The organism is Nocardia brevicatena NBRC 12119, assembly GCF_000308495.1.
GTDB lineage: Bacteria > Actinomycetota > Actinomycetes > Mycobacteriales > Mycobacteriaceae > Nocardia > Nocardia brevicatena.
The window spans coordinates 1-20,417 of record NZ_BAFU01000089.1; the positions used below are offsets into that span (position 1 = coordinate 1).

Sequence of the window (20,417 nt, forward strand, 5' to 3'; positions counted from 1 at the left end):
CTAGTGTCGTGCACCGATATCAGTGACCAGGCGTTCTGCCAGTTCCTGCGCGGACCGCGAATTCTGCCCGGTGTACACGTTTCGGTCGACCACGACCGGAACTCAATCTGCTCGAGTTTGTTTGCTCTACCAACGCATGCTCAAGGGATACGTTGCCGCGCAGGCTATTTCGCAGTGGATGGGCCGTCGCGGCCAGCGGCTATCTACTGGTTCGCCGGGCGCCGGACCGTGGTCAGAGCAAGAGATGGAAGATGTCGAAGGCGACGTTCCATTCGGCGGTCCCGGGGTTCTTACGGTTCGGCTCGATCGTGACGAGTGTGTGCGCCAGCGCCACGCTCAAGCCTCCGGCAATCAGCGGCAGTCGCTGCTCGGTCGCCTCGGAGAGGGCCATGTCCAACGGCGGCCGGGCCGTCAGTTGATCGAGCACAGACTGTAGTTCGATCTCCTGGTCCAGTTTCTCGAACCGGTGGATGCTCTCCTGCAGCCCCTTGGTGATCGGCAGGTCCCATGGTTCGATCACGTCCCTCAGGTTTGCCTTTGCCGAGGACTTGCCGATGAGGATCAGGTCGTAGATCTTGTCGTCGACGAAATCCGTATAGCGCTTGAGGTCGTTCCGGTCGACTTGCAGGCCGGCCGCTGCTCGGAACAGTTGCTGGAATTTCACGGTACCCATCACTGGCATGTCGTCAGCTCCTGTCGAAGTATTCATGGATTTGGCGAACCGCCATCGCTCCCTCACCGACAGCGGAGGCGACCCGTTTCACGGAGCCGGTGCGGACGTCACCGGCAGCGAACAGGCCGGGCAAGTTTGTTTCGAGCGTCCTCGACGGCCGGTCGCCGATCCACTGGTTGCCGTCCTCACGGGCGTGGACCGCGTCCACGCCCGTGAGGACGAAGCCGTGGTCGTCGAGTGCGATCGTGTCGGCCAGCCATCCGGTGTGCGGCACCGCCCCGATGAAGATGAACAGGGCGTGTACCCGGAGGGTGTCATGTTCGCCCGTGTGATTGTTCTCGACCACAATCTGGTCGAGGTACTTCTCACCGTGGACCTCGCGAATCTCGGTATTCCGGTGGACGGTCACGCGCGGATGGCGCTCGATCTGGTCGACGAGGTACCGGGACATGCTCTTTCCGAGGTCACCGCCGCGGATGAGCAGGTGCACGTGGGAGACACGGTCCGCGAGAAAAACAGTGGCCTGTCCGGCGGAGTTGCCGCCGCCGACGATGGCCACCGGGTCGGTGCCGCACATCCGCGCTTCCTGATGGGTTGCGGCGTAGTACACGCTCGTCCCCTCCAGTACCTCGATTCCCGGGACCGCCAACTTGCGGTATCGCGCCCCGGTGGCGAGCACGACGGCCCGGCCGCGAACCGTGCCGCCGTCCGCCAGCCGGAGCACGTGGTGGCCGTCCTCGGACCCCACACCGGTCACCTCCGCCGACACCAGGATGCGGGCGCCGAACTTGCCGGCCTGGATCACGGCTCGCTCCGCCAATTCGGCGCCGGAGATCCCTACTTGGAAGCCGAGGTAGTTCTCGATCCGGGAGGAGGTACTGGCCTGGCCGCCTGCGGCGAACGACTCCAGTGTCACCGTGTTCAACCCGTCCGAGGCGCCGTACACGGACGTGGCCAGACCGGCCGGTCCCGCACCCACCACGACGAGGTCGCACACGTCCTGGGCTGCGTCCCGGACCGAGTCCGGGACCGGAAGCCCGACGATGCGGGCGAGTTCCGCATTCGTGGGATTGCGCAGCACCTTCTCGCCGTGCCAGATCACGACGGGGGTGTCCTCGGGGGCGACGTCCAGGCTGCGCAGCAGCTGCTCCGCCCGTTCATCCTGCTCCACATCGATCCACCTGTGGGGCAATCGGTTTCGCATGGCGAACTGCCGAAGCCGCAACGTATCCGGTGAATAGCAGGAGCCGATGATCCGGAATCCCGAACCGAGCCCGATCAGCAGGTGCCGCCGCACCAGGTAAGCGCGCAGGATCAGATCGCTGAGCACGGGATCGTGGGAAACCAGCTCGCGCACCCGGTCGGCCGGGACGACGAGTATCTCGCCGTCCTCGATCGCCTCGGCGGTGAAGAACGCCACCTGGCCTTCCAGCAAACCGAGCTCGCCGAGGAATCGGCCGGGACCATGCACGCGCAGTATCCGGCGTTCACCGTCTCCGTCGCCCTCGTCGATGATCGCGACCTTGCCCGAGAGGATGACGAAGAAGTCGTTGCTGGGTTCGCCCTCTCGGATCAGCACCTCACCGGCGCGAACCGCTCGACGCGTGCCACCGACTTCGAGTGTCGCGACCTGGTCGTCCGTCAGCCGCGGGAATGCTCCGAGTTCATCCGGAGTCTCGTCGAGCGGCGGAATGTCGGGTGCGGGAGCGGCGTCCTCAGACGAAGTTCTGGTCGACATAACACCAGCGCCAATCTTCACCTGGCTCCATCGACTGGACGATCGGATGGCCGATGGCGTGAGCGTGCGCGCTCGCGTGCTTGCCCGGCGAGGAGTCGCAGCAACCGACGTGTCCGCACGTCAGGCACAGCCTCAGATGTACCCACGGGGTGCCGAGGCGAAGACATTCCTCGCAGCCCTGCGGAGTCCGGGGTACGACGGGCCGGATCGCGGTCACGTGTGGGTCAACATGGACAGAAGTCATGGCTTCGCCTCCTTGCCTGCCTTTTCCGAGAGCGCCTGGTCGAGCCAAGTGCGCAGTTGTGGTACCGGAGCGGCGCCCGCCTGACGAGCCAGGATCTCGCCTCGGTCGATCACCAGCAGAGTCGGTACGGCGCGGACGGTGAACCGTTCGGCCATCCTGGGCGCAGCATCCACGTCGATCTTCACCAGCTTGATTCGACCCGCACGTTCCCTGGCGAGCTGCTCGAGCGCCGGACTGACCATGCGGCACGGGCCGCACCACGTCGCCCAGAGGTCGACGAGCACAGGCACCGAGGATTTCTCGGCGACCTCCGCGAAGTCGTCGTCCCCTGCCGAGGCGATCCAGGGCAGCGGCTCGTGGCAGTTCCCGCAGCGTGGTCTTCCTTCCCCGGCCACCGCCACCTTGTTGACCTTGCCGCAGTTCGGGCACTTCACCTTTTCGGATCCCATGACGACACCTCTTCTCAGGCCGCCGCGACGGCGGGTTCCGCATACGCGACGGCGAGCTCGCCGCCGGCCACCGTGACACGGATGGTGCCACCCGGTTCGATCTCGCCGCGCAACAGCGCACGACCTATCCTGGTCTCGACCTCGTGGGCGATGTACCGCCGCAGCGGCCGCGCGCCGTAGACCGGGTCGAAACCGTGTTCGGCGATGAGCCGGCGCGCTTCCGGCGTGATATCCAGGTGTATCTGCCGCTCCGACAATCTGTTGTGAAGATCGGTGAGTTGTAGCTCGACGATGTGCTCGATCTGGGGCAGCGTGAGCGGGGTGAACAACACGATGTCGTCGACCCGGTTGAGGAATTCGGGGCGGAAGTGCCCGCGCAGCTCCGCCAGCACCCGCTCCCGGGCATCCGGTTTGATCTCGCCATCGGCTGTGACTCCCTCGAGGAGATACAGGGATCCGATGTTGGAGGTCATGATGATCACCGTGTTCCGGAAATCGACCTGCCTGCCTTGAGAATCGGTGATCCGGCCGTCATCGAGCACCTGCAGCAGGGTATTGAAGACGTCGGCGTGGGCCTTCTCGATCTCGTCGAAGAGCACGACGGAGTACGGCTTGCGGCGTACCGCCTCGGTGAGCTGGCCGCCCTCGTCGTAGCCGACGTACCCGGGAGGCGCACCGATGAGCCTGCTCACCGTGTGCCGCTCCTGGTACTCGCTCATGTCCAAGCGCACCATGTTGTCTTTGCTGTCGAAGAGGGCACTGGCCAGCGTCTTTGCGAGCTCGGTCTTTCCTACGCCCGTCGGGCCCAGGAAGATGAACGAACCGATCGGCCGGCGTGGGTCACGGATACCCGACCTCGCCCGGATCACCGCGTCTGCGACCAGTTGCACCGCCTCGTCCTGACCGACGACCCTCTCGTGCAAAATCTCGTCGAGCTTCAACAGCTTCTCCCGCTCGCCTTCCTGCAGCCGGGCAACCGGGATACCCGTCCATGCGGCCACGATCTCTGCGATCTCGTCTTCGCTGACCACTTCATGCAGCAACGGATTCCGGCCCTGCCTGGTGGCCAGTTGCTCCTCCGCCGCCCTGAGTCTGCGCTCCAGCTCGGTGATCTCGCCGTATCGCAACTCGGCGGCCCGGTTGAGGTCGTAGTTGCGCTCGGCCTCCTCGGCCTCGTGGCGCAACCGTTCCAGCTCTCCCCGCAGCTCCTGCACCCGCCGGATCGCCTGCCGCTCGGCCTCCCACTGAGCGTGCCTGGCGTCGGCCTCGGCCCGTAGGTCGGCCAGCTCCTTGCGCAGTTCTTCGTGGCGCGCCTTGCTGGCCGCGTCCGTTTCCTTGGACAGCGCGGCCTCTTCGATCTCCAGCCGGGTCACTTTCCGGGTGAGCTCGTCGAGTTCGGCGGGCATCGAGTCGATTTCGGTGCGCTGCCGAGCGCATGCCTCATCGACCAGGTCGATCGCCTTGTCCGGAAGGAAGCGGTCGGTGATGTACCGGTGCGAGAGGGTCACGGCGGCAACCAGGGCGCCGTCCTTGATCTTCACGCCGTGAAACACCTCGAGGCGTTCCCGAAGTCCGCGCAGAATCGAGATCGCATCCTCGACGCTGGGCTCGTCGACGAGAACGGTCTGGAAGCGGCGCTCCAGTGCCGCATCGGATTCGATGTGCTTGCGATATTCGTCGAGAGTGGTGGCGCCGATCATGTGTAGTTCGCCGCGGGCGAGCATCGGCTTGAGCATGTTGCCGGCGTCGAGAGACCCGTCGCCGCCGACCGATCCCGCGCCCACAACGGTATGTAGCTCGTCGACGAACAACAGGATGCGCCCCTCTGCCGCCTTCACCTCCGACAGCACCGCCTGCAGTCGCTCCTCGAACTCGCCGCGGTACTTCGCGCCGGCCACCAGGGAACCCATGTCGAGCGAGAAGATCGTCTTGTCGCGCAGGCCCTCGGGCACGTCGCCGCGGACGATCCGCTGGGCGAGGCCCTCGACGATCGCGGTCTTACCGACGCCGGGGTCGCCGATCAGCACCGGATTGTTCTTCGTCTTCCGGCTCAGGATCTGCGTTACCCTGCGGATCTCGGCATCTCGGCCGATGACCGGATCGAGGTTGCCTGCCCGGGCCTCGGAGACGAGATCGCGTCCGTACTTCTCCAGCGCCTCGTAGGCCCCCTCCGGGGTCGCCGATGTGACACGCTGGTGGCCGCGCACGGTGGTCAAGGCGGTGAGGAAGGACTCTCGCGTGACCCCATGACTGGCGAGGACCCTGCCTGCCGCAGTGGCCGACCCCTCCTCGGAGAGGGCCATCACGAGATGCTCCACCGACACGTAGGAATCCTTGAGTCGTTTCGCCTCCCGTTCCGCGGCGTCGAGCAGCTTGGCCAGGCGCTGGGTGATCATCACCTGACCGGGCGCCGCGCCAGGGCCGCTGACCTTCGGCCTACGCGACAGTTCACGTTCCAGATCGGATCGCAGGGCATCGACGTTGGCGCTGGCCTGCTCGAGTAGTCGGGGTACCAGCCCTTCCCGCTGATCGACCAACGCGAGCAGCAGGTGCTCTCCATCGACCTCGGTGTGACTCATTCTGGTCGCTACATTCTGGGCTTCCTGCAGGGCCTCTCGTGACCTTTCAGTCAGGCTGCCGGTGTCCATGGGATGTCCTCCTTCCGCGGGAAGCTGCTTCGAGTTTCTCGATTCGATCCAGCAGATCGAGTACGAGCCCGATTGCCGAGTAGTTCAGGCCCAGACCGGTCCGCAGCCGTTGGATACGGGCGGCATGGGCCACTTCGGATGGTTGGAAAGACATCTCGCCGCCGGCGTCTCGGTGGGCGTCGAGCAGGCCGAGCGCCACAAGCCTTCGTGCCAGGTCCGGGTGCAGCCCGGTACGTTCGGCGAAGACATCTGGCGACAATCCGGGACGGCGAACCAATACGTACCGGGTGACCGGGGTCGGGGTGCTCATGTCTCTTTCCTCGGATCGAAGTTCGATTCGGTGGCCAACTGCTCGAACAGCTCACGTTCGCGTGCTGTCGGTTTCGACGGCACCATCACCTTGATCTCGGCGTAGAGGTTGCCGTTGGCGCCACGCGGATTGGGCATTCCTTCTCCGCGCAGCCGCAGCTTCCTTCCCGTCGACGAGCCCGGTACCACTTTGACTTTCGCCTCGCCACCCGGGGTGGGAACGACGACGGTCGACCCGAGCACCGCCTCCCATGGCGATACGGGCAGGTCCACGTAGATGTCGCGGCCCTGTATCCGGAAGCGGGAATGCGGCTTGATCCGCACCACGAGGTACAGATCCCCGGGCGGCGCGTCACCGTTGCTTCGCCCGCCTTGCCCGGCCAGCCGGATTCTCTGGCCGTCCAGGACACCGGTGGGAATGTCGACGTCGTACTGGCGTCCGTCGAGTCTGAGTGTGCGTTTGCCGCCCCGATACGCCTGTTCCAGAGTCAGTTCCAGTTCCGCTTCCTGATCGGCGCCGGGAATCGGCCCGTACCCGCCGGCACCGCCGAACATCCGCCCGAAGAGGTCCTCGAAGTCGACGGCGCCCTCGCCACCGAAACCTTGACCGAAGTGCACCCTTCTGCCCCCGCCGCCGTACCCACCGGTGCCGGCCCGGACCCGTTCGTCGTAGTCCTCGGGCACACGCCGGAAGTCCTCACCGAATCGGTCGTAGCGTTTCCGGGTGTCCGGATCGGACAACACCTGGTAGGCCTCGTTGACCTCCTTGAACTTGTCCTCCGCAGTGGGGTCCTTGTTCACGTCGGGGTGATACTTGCGCGCCAGCTTGCGGTACGCCTGCTGGATTTCGTCGGCGCCGGCACCGCGCGGGACACCGAGCGCTTCGTAGTAGTCACGCGCCATCCGTGCTCACCCCTCGGGTCGGCTGACGACCACCGCGGCGGGACGCAACTGCCGACCGTCCTCTCCATAGCCCGGGCGCAAGACCTCGATCACGGTCCCGGAGGGAAGCTCGGGTTGGGCCACCACGCTGACCACTTCGTGTAGCTCCGGGGAGAACGGCACACCGACCTCGTCGTGGCGCTCGAAGCCGAACTGCGCCAGCACCTGCACCGCCTGGTCCCGGATCGCCTTCACGCCCTCGACGACGGCCTGGGGATCGCTGCCCGCATGGGCCAGCGCGAGCTCCAAATTGTCCAGCACCGGGAGCCACGCAGCGGAAACCTTCGCCACCTCCGCGGCGCGGGCACGGTCCAGATCCTTGGCAAACCGCTTGCGCAGGTTGTCCAGATCTGCAAGGGCCCTGCGCCAGCGGTCCTCGAGTTGAGCCAGCTCGGTCCCCGTGTCGGTGCGATCCGACGCCGTCTCGGTCTGACCCCCGTCGGTAGCCGACTCGGTAGTCGACTCGGTAGTCGACTCGGTAGTCGAATGATCTGCAGACCTTTCCATCGTGTGCCTCAGCTTCGATCGAATTCGGCGTCGATCACGTCGTCGTCATCCGACGACGCAGCCTCTCCGCCGCCTGCCCGGTGTCCGTCTCCGCCGCCGGACTGGACCGGTGCGAGCCCGTAGAGCAGCTGCTGCAGCTCCGAGGTGAGTGGCTCTACCTCCGCGGGGGGAGCATTGTCTTTCACGGCTTTCCTGGCATCGGCGATCAGCATCTCAGCGCGTGCCCTGTCGTGCGGTGGGGCACTGTCACCGAGTTCGGCGAGTCGCCGTTCCACTTGATAGGCAACCGAATCCAGCGCGTTGCGCGCGTCGACCGCCTTGCGCAGCGTCTCATCCTCGGCCCGGTTCCGTTCGGCCTCCGCGAGCATGCGCTCGACCTCACTCTGGTCGAGGTTGCCCTGCTCGCTGATCGTGATGCTCTGCTCCTTACCGGTGTCCTTGTCGCGGGCGGTGACGTTGAGGATGCCGTTGGCGTCGATGTCGAACGTGACTTCGACTTGGGCCTCGCCACGGGGTGCGGGGCGGATGTCTTCCAGCCGGAACCGACCGAGCACCCGGTTGTCGGCGGCCCGTTCGCGTTCGCCCTGCAGGACCACGACATCCACTGCGGGCTGATTGTCTTCCGCGGTGGCGAACACTTCACTGCGCCGGACCGGGATCGTCGTGTTGCGCTCGATGATCTTGGTCATCACCCCGCCCTGGGTCTCGACGCCGAGGGACAGCGGGGTGACATCGAGCAACAGCACATCGGAGACCTCGCCCTTGAGCACGCCCGCCTGGACTGCGGCACCGAGCGCCACGACCTCGTCCGGGTTGACACTCATGTTGGGGTCCTTGCCGCCGGTGAGCCGGCGAACCAGCGCCTGCACCGCCGGAATACGTGTCGAACCACCGACCAGAATCACCTCGTCGATGTCGTTGGCGGTGACCTTGGCGTCACTCATCGCCTGCTTCACCGGGCCGAGGCAGCGTTCCACCAGATCCGCCGTCAGATCCTCGAACTTCGATCGCATGATCGTGGTGGTGAGGTGCTTGGGACCGTTCGCGTCAGCGGTGACGAAGGGCAGGTTGACCTGGGCCTGTGTCACCGAGGACAGCTCGACCTTGGCTTTCTCTGCTGCCTCGAAGAGGCGCTGCAACGCCTGGGCATCCTTGCGCAGATCGATGTTCTCCGCCCGTTGGAATTCGTCGGCGAGGTAGTCCACCAGACGTCGGTCGAAGTCGTCGCCGCCGAGGTGGGAGTCGCCGGCCGTGGCACGAACCTCGACCACTCCCTCGCCGACGTCGAGCAGGCTCACATCGAAGGTGCCGCCGCCGAGGTCGAAGACCAGTACGGTCTCGTGGGTCTGCTTGTCCATGCCGTATGCCAGTGCCGCGGCGGTCGGCTCGTTGATGATCCGCAAAACCTCGAGGCCTGCGATCCGGCCGGCGTCTTTGGTGGCGTTGCGCTGCGCGTCGTTGAAGTACGCGGGAACGGTGATGACCGCTTCTTTGACCTTCTCACCGAGGAACTTGCTCGCGTCGTCGACGAGCTTGCGTAGCACGAGGGCACTGATCTCCTCCGGCGCGTACTTCTTGCCCCGCACGTCGAATCGAGCCTCACCGTTGTCACCCGGTACGACGTCGAAACTGACCGCTTTGGCCTCCTCGGAGACCTCGTCGTAGTGACGTCCGATGAAGCGTTTCGCGGAGTATATTGTGCCCTTCGGATTCAAGATCGCCTGCCGTCGGGCGAGCTGACCCACCAGCCGCTCCCCGCTCTCGGTGAAGGCCACCACCGACGGCGTCGTCCGCGCTCCCTCGGCATTGGAGATCACCCCCGGCTCGCCGCCTTGCCAGCTTGCGATGACCGAGTTCGTGGTGCCCAGGTCGATACCTACAGCGGTCGCCATGACTCATTCCTTTCGATCGGTCCGGCCGGTGAGCAGGCGAACGGCTTCGTCCGCGACCTCGACGTCGGCGAGGACTTCGTAGTGACGTGGTTGTAATGACTGGATTGAGGTGAAGTCGCGCCGGCCGCCCTGCAACGCGTACATGAGTAGGCCGAGCAGGGCGCCGACAACAGCGCCGAACACCAGCCCGTAGCAGGCGAGCATGAGGCCTGTGAGCAGCGGCCGGACCCAGTCGAGTAATCCGAAGATCCAGCCGAACAGTGCGCCGTCAGCGCGCCCGCGGCGGCGCCTCGCAGAGCGGCCCAGCCGTAGTTCAATCGGCCGACGACCTGCTCGACCAGCTCGATGTCGCGTCCGACGATAGCCAGTTTGTCGACCGTGAAATGCTGGTCGGAGAGGTAGTCGCCGGCGCTTTCAGCGTCGGCGTAGTTGTCGAACGTTGCCATTACCTGGTGGGCAGGTTGGTTCGGACGTATCGGCGAGGTTCCACGATTGGACTCTGACATCACGCCCCCTGGGCGTCGATGATTCGGTGTTCGCCGAGCCGACGCGAACCAGTTCGGCGTCTGGCCGGTCGGTCAACCGCTTGAACTCACGGACGGCTCAACCGCTGAAAGTTCTTCATCCGCCTGTAGGCGTCGACAGAACGGGAGGCGGTGGCGTCCACACCCGGCTGGGGTATAGGAGTGCCGGAACCCGCTCGAGGCGGCCGGTGCGCGCACTCCGGGCATCAGCCGCTACTCCGGTGCTTCCACGATTAGAACTCCGACACGAAAGATCGGGACTGCTGAGCGGTGTGACAAGGTCCCAGCAAGTCGAAGGTAGGAAGCCAACTACGCCCCACAGTGTAGTCACGGAAGCACCGGAAGTCACGGCTCCATGCCCGCTCGCGCCGGCAACAGCGGCCACCTGCACGAAGACTTCACCGACGAGGCATCGTCATCTTGCTGCATGGCCAACGCCGGTGTCGTCGACACCACCTGGCGAGGCCGCCCCCGACGCCTGAGACGCCCCATCGGACACATGCTGTGCTCCTACGCCCACCCGGGCACCAACCCCGGACCAAACCCCCACGCCGATTTGAGTTGCTTTGGCCTGGTGAGCATGGTGGTCGCGGAGGATGTCCCGAGTTGCGCGGAACTTCGGTGGCGGCCCGGTGACCATCAGGCTGCGCTCACCTCGTCGTTGCGCACCAAGAATCCGACAGGTTCGGCGGACTCGCGTGCCAAAGTTCGCGGTCGGGTGGTGACGCGAGTTCTGTCGAGCTTGCAGGCGGGCTGTTCCAGTCCGCCCGAGCCCACAAATCAATGAGACCAATCTCAACCCCCTAGCGATCACGGAGCCGAAAGAGGAGACTCCAGGGTGGAGAGAACGCGACGCCTGGAATGCACCCACCGCTTGTTGTCCATGACGCGAAACTTGCTGGTGTGCCTTAGTTTTGGTGTGTTCTTCCGTTGCGTGCGCTGTCGCGTCGGCTGCCCCAGCAGAACGGTTCGTTCGGTCTGTCGCTCACACGTAACCGCCTGTGGCCGCCGGGCGTCAACCGGGAACGCCGCATGCCAGGGAGTATCGAGATGAAAGCGCTTGTGTACGACGGGCCGCGTGAGGTTCATGTGAAGGATGTGCCCGATGCGAGGATTGAGCAGCCGACCGATGTGCTGGTAAAGATCACCAGCACCAACATTTGCGGGTCGGATCTACACATGTATGAGGGCCGCACCGATCTGGAACCCGGGATGGTCCTTGGTCACGAGAACCTGGGGATCGTCGCCGAGGTGGGCAATGCGGTGGTAAAGGTCACCGCCGGGGACCGGGTGTGCCTGCCGTTCAACATTGGTTGCGGTTTCTGCCGAAACTGCGAGGAAGGGTTGACCGCGTTCTGCCTGACGGTGCATCCGGATCCGAAGATGGCGGGCGCCGCGTATGGTTTCGCCGGGATGGGACCGTTCTGGGGCGGACAGGCCGAGTATTTGCGGGTGCCGTTCGGCGACTTCAACTGTCTGCGGCTGCCTGAGGATGCCCAGGACAAAGAAAACGACTATGTGATGCTGTCGGACATTTTCCCGACCGGTTGGCACTGCACCCGTCTGGCCGATATGCAGCCTGGCGATTCGATGGTGGTCTACGGGGCCGGCCCGGTGGGCTTGATGGCGGCATATTCGGCGATGATCCAGGGCGCGAGCAAGGTGATGATAGTGGACCGGCATCCAGACCGGTTGCGCCTGGCCGAGCAGATCGGTGTCATACCGATCGACGACTCGAAGGGCGACCCGGTCGAGCAAGTGCTGGAGCAGACCAACGGGCACGGCGCCGACAAGGGTTGTGAGTGCGTCGGCTATCAGGCCCATGACCCGCAGGGAAATGAGGATTCGGCGATGACCATGAACCGGCTGGTCGACTCGGTGCGGTTCACCGGGCACATCGGCGTGGTGGGCATCTTCTTGCCACAAGACCCCAACGCGCCCGACAAGCTGGAGAAGAAGGGCAAGATCGCCTTCGACATGGGCAAGTTCTGGTTCAAGGGTCAAAAGGTCGGAACCGGGCAGGCCAATGTCAAGCACTACAACCGCCAGCTTCGTGACCTGATCCATGAAGGCCGGGCCAAACCGTCGTGGATCGTCTCTCACGAACTCCCGCTGGCTGAGGCCGAGTCCGGCTACCAGCATTTCGATGCCCGCGACGACGGATGGACCAAGGTCGTAATGCATCCGTGAGGCGGCCCGGACCGAGAGGAGCGCAACGATGGCAAATGCACTGCAGGGCAAGCAGATCGCGAGACCGGCTGCCGACGGGATCGAAAGAGTCGAACTCGACCGACCCCGCGACGCTGTGCAACGAGCCGGTGGGCACACGGTGCCGCTGTCGCCGCAGACCGGCGTACTCCAGGCACGCAACAACGGTCTCGCCGTGGCCGCCACGTTCACCGTAGACCGGACCGTATCCGATGCCGCAGTCGATGACTACGATACTTTGCTGCTGCGGGGCGGCACGATGAACCCGGACAACCTGCGAATCGCGGAAGCGGCGGTGTCGTTCGTGCGCGACTTCATCGGCTCCCGAAAGCCGGTCGGGGCAATCTGCCACGGCCCCTGGACCCTCGTCGAGGCCGGTGTGGCCAAAGGCAGAACGCTCACCCCATGCCCGAGTCCGCGGGCCGACCTGCGCAGCGCCGGGGCCGACGTCGTCGACGAGGAGGTCGTGATCTACGGCAACCTGATCTCGAGTGGGTCGCCCGATGACCTCTCCGCGTTCTGTCAGGCCGTCGTCGAGCAGTTCGCGAAGACCGGGACAGGTGCGTCATGACAATGAACCAGACCTCAGTATCCCTCGACGATGCGCAGCGGGTGATTGCCGCCGGGCAGGCCAAAGCCGCCGAGATCGAGTCGCCGTCGAATATTGCGGTGGTCGATGCCGGCGGCAACCTCGTAGCCCATGTGCGGATGGACGGCGCATGGATCGCCAGCATCGACATCTCGATCAACAAGGCATTCACCGCCCGAGCGCTGGACATCTCGACCGAGGACCTCGCGGCCGATGCGGGTCCGGGCGAGCAGTTCTACGGGATACATACCTCCAACGGTGGGCGCATCATGATCTTCGCCGGCGGTGTGCCGCTGCGGCGCAACGGCCAGGTCGTCGGGGCGGTCGGCGTCAGCGGCGGCACCGGAGAGCAGGACAAGGCTGTCGCCGAAGCAGCCTCAACGGCGATGTGAGCAGTGAACTACGTCGACAGGGCGCCGTCGCGGATAGCCCCGAGAGCAGTGGAAACACTCGCCGATAACGTTGTAGGGGTCGACGTGACAGTCCGATCGATGTGCGGCGCTGGCGTGACCCGCCGTGTTCACCCCCCATGCCGTGCCCACCTGCTGAATTGGCGCCGCCCTGGGCCAGGTGCAGCCCGGAGATGTCGTCGCGGTCCGGGGCTACTGCGGCGTCGAGCAGATCGCCGCACGATCAGCAGCGCGGCTCGGCCGGAGAGGGTGATCGCTATCGGACATATCCCCCAGCGGCTCGCCCACCGGTCTTTCGGTACCTGACAAAGCGGCCCCGCTGCCCGCCGGGGTGCCGCACCGCAAGTTTCGGTCACGGCCGGCGGAGAAAGGCGTTTGATGGTGTGCCTGCGATTCCGTCATCGGCTGCGGTCCAGCCTGTGGATCACGCCGTTGCTATGCGTGCTGGCCTCGATCGGGCTGTCGTTCGTGACCGTGGCGGTCGATCGGCAGTTCGGCGATCGGCTGATCCCGGTGACGATAACGGGCTCGGCGGACGCGGTGTCCAACATCCTCAGCACCATCGCCGCCGCGATGGTCACCCTGACCACGCTCGTACTCACGGTGACGACGGTGGCCGTCCAGCTCGCGATGGGCCAGTTCTCACCGCGCATCGTGCGGGCGTTGCTCCAGGACCGCAGCGGCCAGCTGGCCTACGGGCTGTTCGCCTCGACGTTCATCTTCGCGATCCTCGCGCTCCGCGAGGTCAACGCCGTGGGCGAGGGTGCGGTGCCAGGCCTGACCGTGTCGGTGGCCTACCTGCTGATGCTGGCCAGCATCGCCGCGTTGTTCCTCTACATCCACTATTCGGGAAACGCGCTGCGCGCCTCGGGCCTGATCGACCTGGTCGGCGATCATCTGCACGAGCAGCTGAATCGCAAGTACCCAGCGAAGGGGCCGCCGCCCGCCCAGCCTGATGTCGTGGTCTCGCCCGAACCGGGGCTCGTTATCGACCTGGATCGTCCCGCGCTGGTCGCAGTAGCGTCCGAGGCCGGCTGCGTGGTGGAGATGGTCCCCCTGATGGGCGACTTCGTACCGGCAGGTGCGCCGCTGTTCCGCGTGCACGGCGATCCCGTCCGTCTCGACCACGCCCGCGTCGCAGGCCTCGTCGTCCTCGCCGCGGAGCGGACCCACGGCGATGACCCGGCGTACGGCTTCCGCAAGCTGGTCGACATTGCCGAGCGTGGTCTGGCCCAACCGTTCACCGACCCGACCACCGCCGTGATGGTGATCGACCGCCTGCACGACTGCCTGCGGCAGCTCGCCAACCGCGACTTCCCCTCCGGCCGGCACCACGACGCCGGCGGCGAGGTTCGGCTCATCGAGCGCACGCTCAGCTGGGCGGGCTACGTCCGGCTCGCGTTCGACGAGCTCTGCCTCGCCGGAGCCGCCTCCCCCCAGGCATCGCGCCGGTTACGCGCCGCACTGGAAGACCTCCTGACAGTCGCACCACCCGAGCGGCACCCACCGCTCGAGCGGCAGCTGGACGTGCTCGTCGCCGCCGTACACCGCAGTTATGACGACCAGCGCACCGACGTGCGGCGCTGGTCGCCGATCAGCAGGGCATCGGTTCGGGCGCCGACCTCGCAGCGGAGTCCGAGGCGGCGACCAAGCGCGCCGGCGCAGGAACATGATCGACAGGATGTCGTCGGCGTCTTCCGAGCGGGAGACACGGCGGGCGATGAATGCCCGCAGGTCGTCGGAGAAGCGGCGCCAGAGTTGGTCGAGGTCAGCGTGTTGTGGTCGTTGCCTCGCTCATGATCGGAGTTCCTCTCCCTCTCCGGCATCCTCGCCCACCGCGGTGGATCACCGACGTGAGCGCCGACCGATTGCTGCAAGCCGCGCAGGACGCCAGCTTGGAGGGCATCGTCAGCAAACACGTGGACTCCGTCTATGAACCAGGCCGCCGCTCGTCGCGGTGGATCAAAAGACCGCTGCGCCGCACCACCGACGCTGTGGTCGTGGGCTGGACGCCGGGATCAGGCGCCAACACGCGGTTTTTCGGCTCACTGGTCGTAGCCGGCCACGACAGCCAGGGCAGCTTGCGATGCACCGGTTGCGTCGGCACTGGATTCAGCTTCGCGGCCCGCCGGACCCTCCGCAACGCCCTGGATCAGATCACCCGCGAGACCAGCCCGCTCGATGCGCGGGCACCCGCCGCGGCAGCAGCAGGTTGCTGGCTTGGGTTTTGTGGGTGAGCTCGGTGATGACCGCGCAGAGAGTTTGATCTGGTCGAGGTGTTCGCGTTCGCGGTCCTCGAGTGCCCGGATCCGGTCGTGTGCATCGGACAGTTGTTGTTGCAGGGCAACCGCATTCGCGAAGGCAGGCGCGTAGCCGGTTTTGGCTTTGAATTCGGCGACGAGTTCGGGGGGTGTTCGTAGAGCCGTTGCCGAGACAGCGCGGCCTCGGTGGCGAGGGTGGAGATGGTGAGGTGCCGTTGCTGCGGTGCGGTGCGCCGGCCAGTAGGCGCTGGGCGGCGTCGCGGATACGTCGACGCTCTTCTGTCAGTTGGGCAGAGCGGCTGGCGGGGCGAGGCAAGGGGCAGGGTTCGGATCGCTGTCTGGGCGCGGTGCTGGATTACTCTCCACCGGTGGTCAATGGGCACGTCGCGCTCAGCGTCCTGCAGTGGGTGTCCTGGGACGACGCCAGGTCAGCCCAGTGCGGCGTCAAGCAACGTTGGGTAGGTAATCCGGATGCCGGATTCTCGACCCGACGCGAAATCACGAACCGGTCCGCACCGCTGATTGCGCCGGCGGATGTAGGCACCGATCGCGGCATCCTGCTCGGCGTGGCTTCGATGGTCGGTGCCGTTCAACGCGAAGTACCCCAACGCAGCGAACTTGCACTCGATCGGGGCTGCTGCATGATGAGGTGACAGTGGTTATGCAGCCTGTCGGGCTGCTGAGGTGCTGGAGTAGGGCTGATCGTGGTGCTGGAGGCAGCGGTTCCGTTCCAATGCCCGGCCGCCCGTTCGAGGCCGCATTTCTGCCGACCCGAACAGCTCGGTGAGCGGTTCGCCAGCGGTTCGCCGAGCGTGCAAACGAATCCGCTGCCCTACCTGGTGCGCTCAGTGCGCCGCGGCAAGTTCGTTCGCCTTCTCGCGCCGGAGAACCGCTTCGAGTACAGCGTAGTCCGCCTCCTCGATGGCGGCCATGGCGATGTCGATGGCAAACGCGGCGTCGTCCTCGGCCAGGTCGGCCCGGACGGACGCCCTCTTGGCGTCCTGCTCTTCGTGTTTCGCTTCGATGTTGGACCGGATCTGCTGGACCTGTCTGTCCCACTGCTGCTGGACGTCGCGCCACCACGACGAGGCATCCGACGTGGCCTGGTCGGCGCGGGCCCGGAGTTTATCGTTGCGCTTCTGGGCCGAGGCCCGTGCTCTTGCGACTTGCTCTTCCAACTTGGGTTGCTGGGACGTCTGCGCGGCGTGGAAGTCGTCCTCTGCATCCTTGGCTTTTGCGGACATGGCCGCTAGTGCGTCTGACAGAGCCATTCTGGCTGCTCCTCTCTACTGACCGTACGGTGTGTATCTGAGCCCGCTGACGCTGGCAGCGGGAGCCTGCCCAAGGGTCCAACCTGATGAGGGGATCGGCGAGTGGGCATCGAAGACTGGCCCCTCTCCTCACGTCAGCTGGGGAGAGGGGGACCCTAGACCACCCGTGAATCGGGTTGCCTGGGTCTGCAGGGGTCACGATAAGATCTGGCTTCGGTCGCATTGGGCGGGCCCACCGGTCGCTGCGGCGAAACGGTCCTTCTGCACGCCTTTCAACTAGAACGCGACCACGATCTCTGTCATCCCCTGGAAGAGCGCCAGGAAACCGACGTACAAGATCAGCAGCGCTGCCCGCGACGAGATCACCTGCTGCGAGGACCAGAAACCGATGAGAATCTCGAGGGCGCCGGCGACCACCCCGAGCCACCAGACACTGTTCACGACCCTGGACTCGATGGACGTGATCAGAACGAGAGCCCCCTGCAGGATGAAAAGCACGCCAAGGGCGGACGCCACAGCCCAGAATGCGTCGAGCGGGCTGATGAGCGCCCACATCGCGCCGGCGAGAAATAGGATACCCATCAGCACGCGTGCGCCGCCGGGGGGACCACAGCGACGCAATCAGGAACTCGTTCACCCTCGCCCCGAGGAAGACCACTCCCATGAGGACCCCGATGGCGACCACTGAAGTCGTGGTAAAGCGCAACACCACCATAGCGACGATCAGCCAGGCGATCCCGGTCAGGAGAAAGACCCACCATGGACGCACGAGCCGCGCCAGACCCGCACGGAGTGCGAAACCTTGCGCCGAGTCAGTCGGCGGTGATTCGGTGTGTAGCGACTGAGCCTGCGGGCCGGCCATCGACTCCTCCATCCCGTAGGTCGAGCCGAATCAGGTCGCTGGACGCTTGCCACTGTTCATGATACGCGGCAGTTCGTACCTTTCGACAGACCCGAACCTAGTCACCCGGCCATCAGCTCCTTATGAAGGAGTCTTGCCCGAGTTGGTCCCCGAGGTGATCTCTCGGTTGGAATCCCTGCCCATCAGCCGCAGGTTTATCGTCCGACGACGGACATCGCTGGGCCCATGAGAGTGCAGAAGAGCCCTGACGGATGGGCCTGCGTGCGCTGTCCGTCACACGGAACCTGACCCCTGGCCTTGAGACCCGAGGAAGCGGCGCACGCAAAGGGAGCCCTCCGTCCCCTTTGCCTGGACGATATCGCGTCGCCGTGGGCCCGAGACGTAAGATTAGCTGGTGTCCGGGTCAGCAACCCGCCAATGCGGCCTTGACGTCCGATGTCGACGAGCGGCCAACAGTCCTCCACGGAACCCGACCAGTGGGGTCTACGAGGGCGAAATGAGATCGGCATCGGTAGCTGGTGGCTGCCGGGGGACAGCGTCATGACCTTCCCCATGGTTCCCCGGCCGCGTAGTGGCCCGTCTGAGCAGAGATTGGCCCGCTATGGCTGGAGCGCAACCGACCCGCCTCTACGGCCGGTGTTGTTTGTCAACCCAAGATCGGGCGATGGGGCGGCGAGCCGTGAGAGGGTTGCCGAAAGGGCACGAGATCGCGGGATCGAGGTGGTCATTCTCGCTCCGGGCCAAAGCCTCATGGAGCACGTCGACGAGGCGGTGAGGCAGGGCACGGACGCGCTGGGGATGGCTGGTGGCGACGGGTCCCTTGCGGTCGTGGCAGCGGCCGCCGCCGCGCATGGGGTGCCGTTCATCTGCGTTCCGGCCGGGACACGTAATCACTTCGCGCTCGACCTCGGAGTGGACCGGCAGGACGTGGCGGGCGCGCTCGACGCGTTCACCGATGGGGTAGAGCGGCGGATCGACCTGGCAGAAGTGAACGGCCGCGTATTCGTGAACAACGTCTCCCTCGGGATCTATGGTGAGGCGGTCCGCCATCCGGCCTATCGCGCCGCCAAGGTGCGCACCCTCGTGGAGACGGTCGAGCGGGTGGTCGGCCCCAGTGCAAGGACACCGGCGCTGCGCCTCGTCGACGACGTAGGACGGCAGCACGCTCAGCTCGCCGTTGTGCTGGTGTCGAACAACCCCTATGCATTGGGTCCTCCTGTCCTCGGCACTCGCCCCTCGCTCGATAGCGGGCTTCTGGGCATCGTCATTCTCGACGCACCGGATAGTAGGCGGCATCCTCCAGGGCGCGCTTGGGGCACAACGGACTTTGAGATCTTCGCCCCCGCGCCCGTGCACGCGGGTATCGACGGTGAGCCAGTGGTGCTGAGTACACCGCTCGAGTTCGCCATTCGCCCGGCAGTGCTTCGCGTGCGCATCTCGTCCCGACATCCTGGCGCCTCGCCCTCCGCCCGCATCCGACCCGCAAGGCCACCGAGGAGCCTTCCCCGGCCGTCCGCCGGGCGGAATTAGAGTAGTCGGCCCGGTACGACGCCTTCCCGCCCTGGCGACCGATACTTGCGGTCACGTACGCCCGCCACCATGGCTGACGTTCCGGCTCCGAGGACAGAGCCGAGCACCACGTCACCGGGGTAGTGCACGCCGGTGTGAACCCTCGAATAGGCCACCCCACTGGCGAGCAACCGGATCGGCACTGCCAGCGCCGGGTAGTGTCGGCCCACCGTATAGGCGAACGCAAAAGCCGAGGCGGCGTGACCGGATGGGAAAGACGCGGACTCCGGCATGGGAACAAGACGGGCTTCAAACGTGTCCGGGCCAGGTCGCTCCGGACGTCGCCGATGGGCAAAAGGCTTGATGCCGAGATTCACGGTTGCGGACGTTGCACCGATCGCGAGCACACCCTCGAGCGCCACTTGGCGTCCACGTCTACCTCCGAGGGTGGCGATCACCGCAGCGATGCCAAGCCACAGACGTGAGTAGTTCGCAGCCTTCGAGAGTCGGCGAAAGGCATCGTCCAACTGAGGCGTGGGAGTCACCGCCACGGCTTGGTACGCCGCTCGGTCGACCGCCCCCAGCTCGCGCAACGCCTCCGCCCACCGAAACCCCGCACCCCGCCGGTCCTCGACCCTTCTTGCAAGGGCGTCCTCGACCGTCTGCTGCTTGTCGATCCGCTCCGACATACGGCGATCATAGGTAGTGGAGCCGGCCAACCGAGGTGGCGCCTCTGTCGGCCAGTTCTATCGGCGAGGCTGCGGACTGCACGACCTGCTCGCCGTCGTCCCGCCGTACGCTCCGGCGGCAGCGGTGGCCCCGACGGATCTCGGTCCGGTCGGCCGGATCCCGGTCGATCCCGCCGCCCGCCGCCGCGGCGCCAGGCGTATTCGCCGTCGGCGACAGCACCGGGCTGATGCTGCCCAACGGCAAGCCGCTGCCGACTACCCGTCGCCGCCGCGTCCGGAGTGACGCTGCTCGCGCAGGCGTGCTCGTCGACGGCGCGGGCAACGAACGCACAAAGCGATTCGCTCGCAAGGTCGACGCGCAAACGTGGCTCGACGGACAGACCGCAGCTGTCGTCACTGGCGTACACGCTCCAGCCACAGCGGGCCGCGTGACGGTCGTGTACCTGCAGAGCTACCACGATGTGTCAATCAGCCAGTCCGCGGTGTGGCGCATCCTCAAACGGCCGGGTATGAATCGGTTGCCGGCTTCGCAACGCTACAAACGTCACAAGCAGCGGTGGAAACGCTACGAGAAGCAGCGGCCGGGCCATCACGTGCAGATCGACGTCGAGTTCATCGAGCCGATCACCACCGGACCGCACCGCCGTAAGCGCTACTACCAGTACACCGCCATCGACGATTGCACCCGGGGA

The 20,417-nt window shown here is 65.6% G+C and carries 17 protein-coding genes and 5 pseudogenes; 8 read left to right on the plus strand and 14 right to left on the minus strand.

What is annotated here, in order from left to right:
- Window positions 1-232 precede the first annotated feature (232 nt).
- The 10 genes and pseudogenes from ON20_RS24515 to ON20_RS24555 all read right to left on the minus strand — a co-directional run bounded on the left by ON20_RS24515 (window position 233) and on the right by ON20_RS24555 (window position 9,908).
- The gene (locus ON20_RS24515; protein ID WP_174361933.1) at window positions 233-673 is read right to left on the minus strand and encodes a DUF1931 family protein; all 441 of its coding nucleotides are present in this window, start codon (window positions 671-673) and stop codon (window positions 233-235) included.
- Window positions 674-686: 13 nt separating this feature from the next.
- Complete coding sequence (locus ON20_RS24520; protein ID WP_040839057.1) at window positions 687-2,411, minus strand: FAD-dependent oxidoreductase; 1,725 nt, start codon at window positions 2,409-2,411, stop codon at window positions 687-689.
- The gene (locus tag ON20_RS34815; protein ID WP_083865197.1) at window positions 2,389-2,655 is read right to left on the minus strand and encodes a UBP-type zinc finger domain-containing protein; all 267 of its coding nucleotides are present in this window, start codon (window positions 2,653-2,655) and stop codon (window positions 2,389-2,391) included. The genes ON20_RS24520 and ON20_RS34815 overlap by 23 nt, the downstream gene beginning before the upstream one ends.
- On the minus strand, window positions 2,652-3,104 hold the full coding sequence (gene trxA, locus ON20_RS24525) for a thioredoxin (RefSeq protein WP_040839059.1): 453 nt from the start codon (window positions 3,102-3,104) through the stop codon (window positions 2,652-2,654). Before trxA ends, ON20_RS34815 begins: the two co-directional genes overlap by 4 nt.
- Window positions 3,105-3,118: 14 nt before the next feature.
- Window positions 3,119-5,752 carry an ATP-dependent chaperone ClpB gene (gene clpB / locus ON20_RS24530; protein WP_040839062.1) on the minus strand — a complete coding sequence of 878 codons (2,634 nt, stop codon included), beginning with the start codon at window positions 5,750-5,752 and terminating at the stop codon, window positions 3,119-3,121.
- A pseudogene (locus ON20_RS24535) lies at window positions 5,734-6,062 on the minus strand (chaperone modulator CbpM). The gene clpB and the pseudogene ON20_RS24535 overlap by 19 nt, the downstream one beginning before the upstream one ends.
- Entirely contained in the window at window positions 6,059-6,964 is a 906-nt protein-coding gene (locus ON20_RS24540) for a DnaJ C-terminal domain-containing protein (protein ID WP_040839065.1), read from the minus strand. The pseudogene ON20_RS24535 and the gene ON20_RS24540 overlap by 4 nt, the downstream one beginning before the upstream one ends.
- Window positions 6,965-6,970: 6 nt before the next feature.
- The gene (locus ON20_RS24545) at window positions 6,971-7,510 is read right to left on the minus strand and encodes a nucleotide exchange factor GrpE (RefSeq protein ID WP_040839067.1); all 540 of its coding nucleotides are present in this window, start codon (window positions 7,508-7,510) and stop codon (window positions 6,971-6,973) included.
- 8 nt (window positions 7,511-7,518) lie between these two features.
- The gene (gene dnaK, locus ON20_RS24550; RefSeq protein WP_040839071.1) at window positions 7,519-9,402 is read right to left on the minus strand and encodes a molecular chaperone DnaK; all 1,884 of its coding nucleotides are present in this window, start codon (window positions 9,400-9,402) and stop codon (window positions 7,519-7,521) included.
- Between the two features lie 3 nt (window positions 9,403-9,405).
- Window positions 9,406-9,908, minus strand: a pseudogene (locus ON20_RS24555) (general stress protein).
- Window positions 9,909-10,856: 948 nt separating this feature from the next.
- Here ON20_RS24555 and ON20_RS24560 point away from each other — a divergent pair.
- From ON20_RS24560 to ON20_RS24575, 4 genes and pseudogenes are all read left to right on the plus strand, one after another.
- Entirely contained in the window at window positions 10,857-12,116 is a 1,260-nt protein-coding gene (locus ON20_RS24560) for a glutathione-independent formaldehyde dehydrogenase (protein ID WP_245547457.1), read from the plus strand.
- A gap of 28 nt (window positions 12,117-12,144) precedes the next feature.
- A complete protein-coding gene (locus ON20_RS24565) occupies window positions 12,145-12,705 on the plus strand; it encodes a DJ-1/PfpI family protein (RefSeq protein WP_040839073.1) in 561 nt (186 codons plus the stop codon).
- On the plus strand, window positions 12,702-13,115 hold the full coding sequence (locus ON20_RS24570; protein ID WP_040839076.1) for a GlcG/HbpS family heme-binding protein: 414 nt from the start codon (window positions 12,702-12,704) through the stop codon (window positions 13,113-13,115). The genes ON20_RS24565 and ON20_RS24570 overlap by 4 nt, the downstream gene beginning before the upstream one ends.
- A gap of 396 nt (window positions 13,116-13,511) precedes the next feature.
- Window positions 13,512-14,591: pseudogene (locus tag ON20_RS24575) on the plus strand (DUF2254 domain-containing protein); the annotation flags it as partial.
- A 201-nt stretch (window positions 14,592-14,792) separates the two neighbouring features.
- On the opposite strand, the pseudogene ON20_RS41085 reads toward ON20_RS24575, so the two are convergent.
- A pseudogene (locus ON20_RS41085) lies at window positions 14,793-14,906 on the minus strand (sigma-70 family RNA polymerase sigma factor); the annotation flags it as partial.
- 80 nt (window positions 14,907-14,986) lie between these two features.
- Here ON20_RS41085 and ON20_RS24580 point away from each other — a divergent pair.
- A complete protein-coding gene (locus ON20_RS24580) occupies window positions 14,987-15,370 on the plus strand; it encodes an ATP dependent DNA ligase (RefSeq protein ID WP_051163240.1) in 384 nt (127 codons plus the stop codon).
- Window positions 15,371-15,762: 392 nt separating this feature from the next.
- Entirely contained in the window at window positions 15,763-16,047 is a 285-nt protein-coding gene (locus tag ON20_RS38065) for a hypothetical protein (RefSeq protein ID WP_218002601.1), read from the plus strand.
- A gap of 192 nt (window positions 16,048-16,239) precedes the next feature.
- On the opposite strand, the gene ON20_RS24590 is transcribed toward ON20_RS38065, so the two are convergent.
- A complete protein-coding gene (locus ON20_RS24590) occupies window positions 16,240-16,665 on the minus strand; it encodes a hypothetical protein (RefSeq protein WP_040839078.1) in 426 nt (141 codons plus the stop codon).
- Between the two features lie 276 nt (window positions 16,666-16,941).
- Complete coding sequence (locus tag ON20_RS24595; RefSeq protein ID WP_157228979.1) at window positions 16,942-17,247, minus strand: DUF308 domain-containing protein; 306 nt, start codon at window positions 17,245-17,247, stop codon at window positions 16,942-16,944.
- An 832-nt stretch (window positions 17,248-18,079) separates the two neighbouring features.
- On the opposite strand from ON20_RS24595, the gene ON20_RS24600 reads away from it, so the two are divergent.
- Entirely contained in the window at window positions 18,080-19,057 is a 978-nt protein-coding gene (locus ON20_RS24600; protein WP_245547458.1) for a diacylglycerol/lipid kinase family protein, read from the plus strand.
- Here the strand turns inward: ON20_RS24600 and ON20_RS24605 are convergent.
- The gene (locus tag ON20_RS24605) at window positions 19,054-19,725 is read right to left on the minus strand and encodes a phosphatase PAP2 family protein (protein ID WP_083865200.1); all 672 of its coding nucleotides are present in this window, start codon (window positions 19,723-19,725) and stop codon (window positions 19,054-19,056) included. The genes ON20_RS24600 and ON20_RS24605 overlap by 4 nt on opposite strands.
- A 227-nt stretch (window positions 19,726-19,952) precedes the next feature.
- Here ON20_RS24605 and ON20_RS38070 point away from each other — a divergent pair.
- Window positions 19,953-20,417: pseudogene (locus ON20_RS38070) on the plus strand (hypothetical protein); the annotation flags it as partial.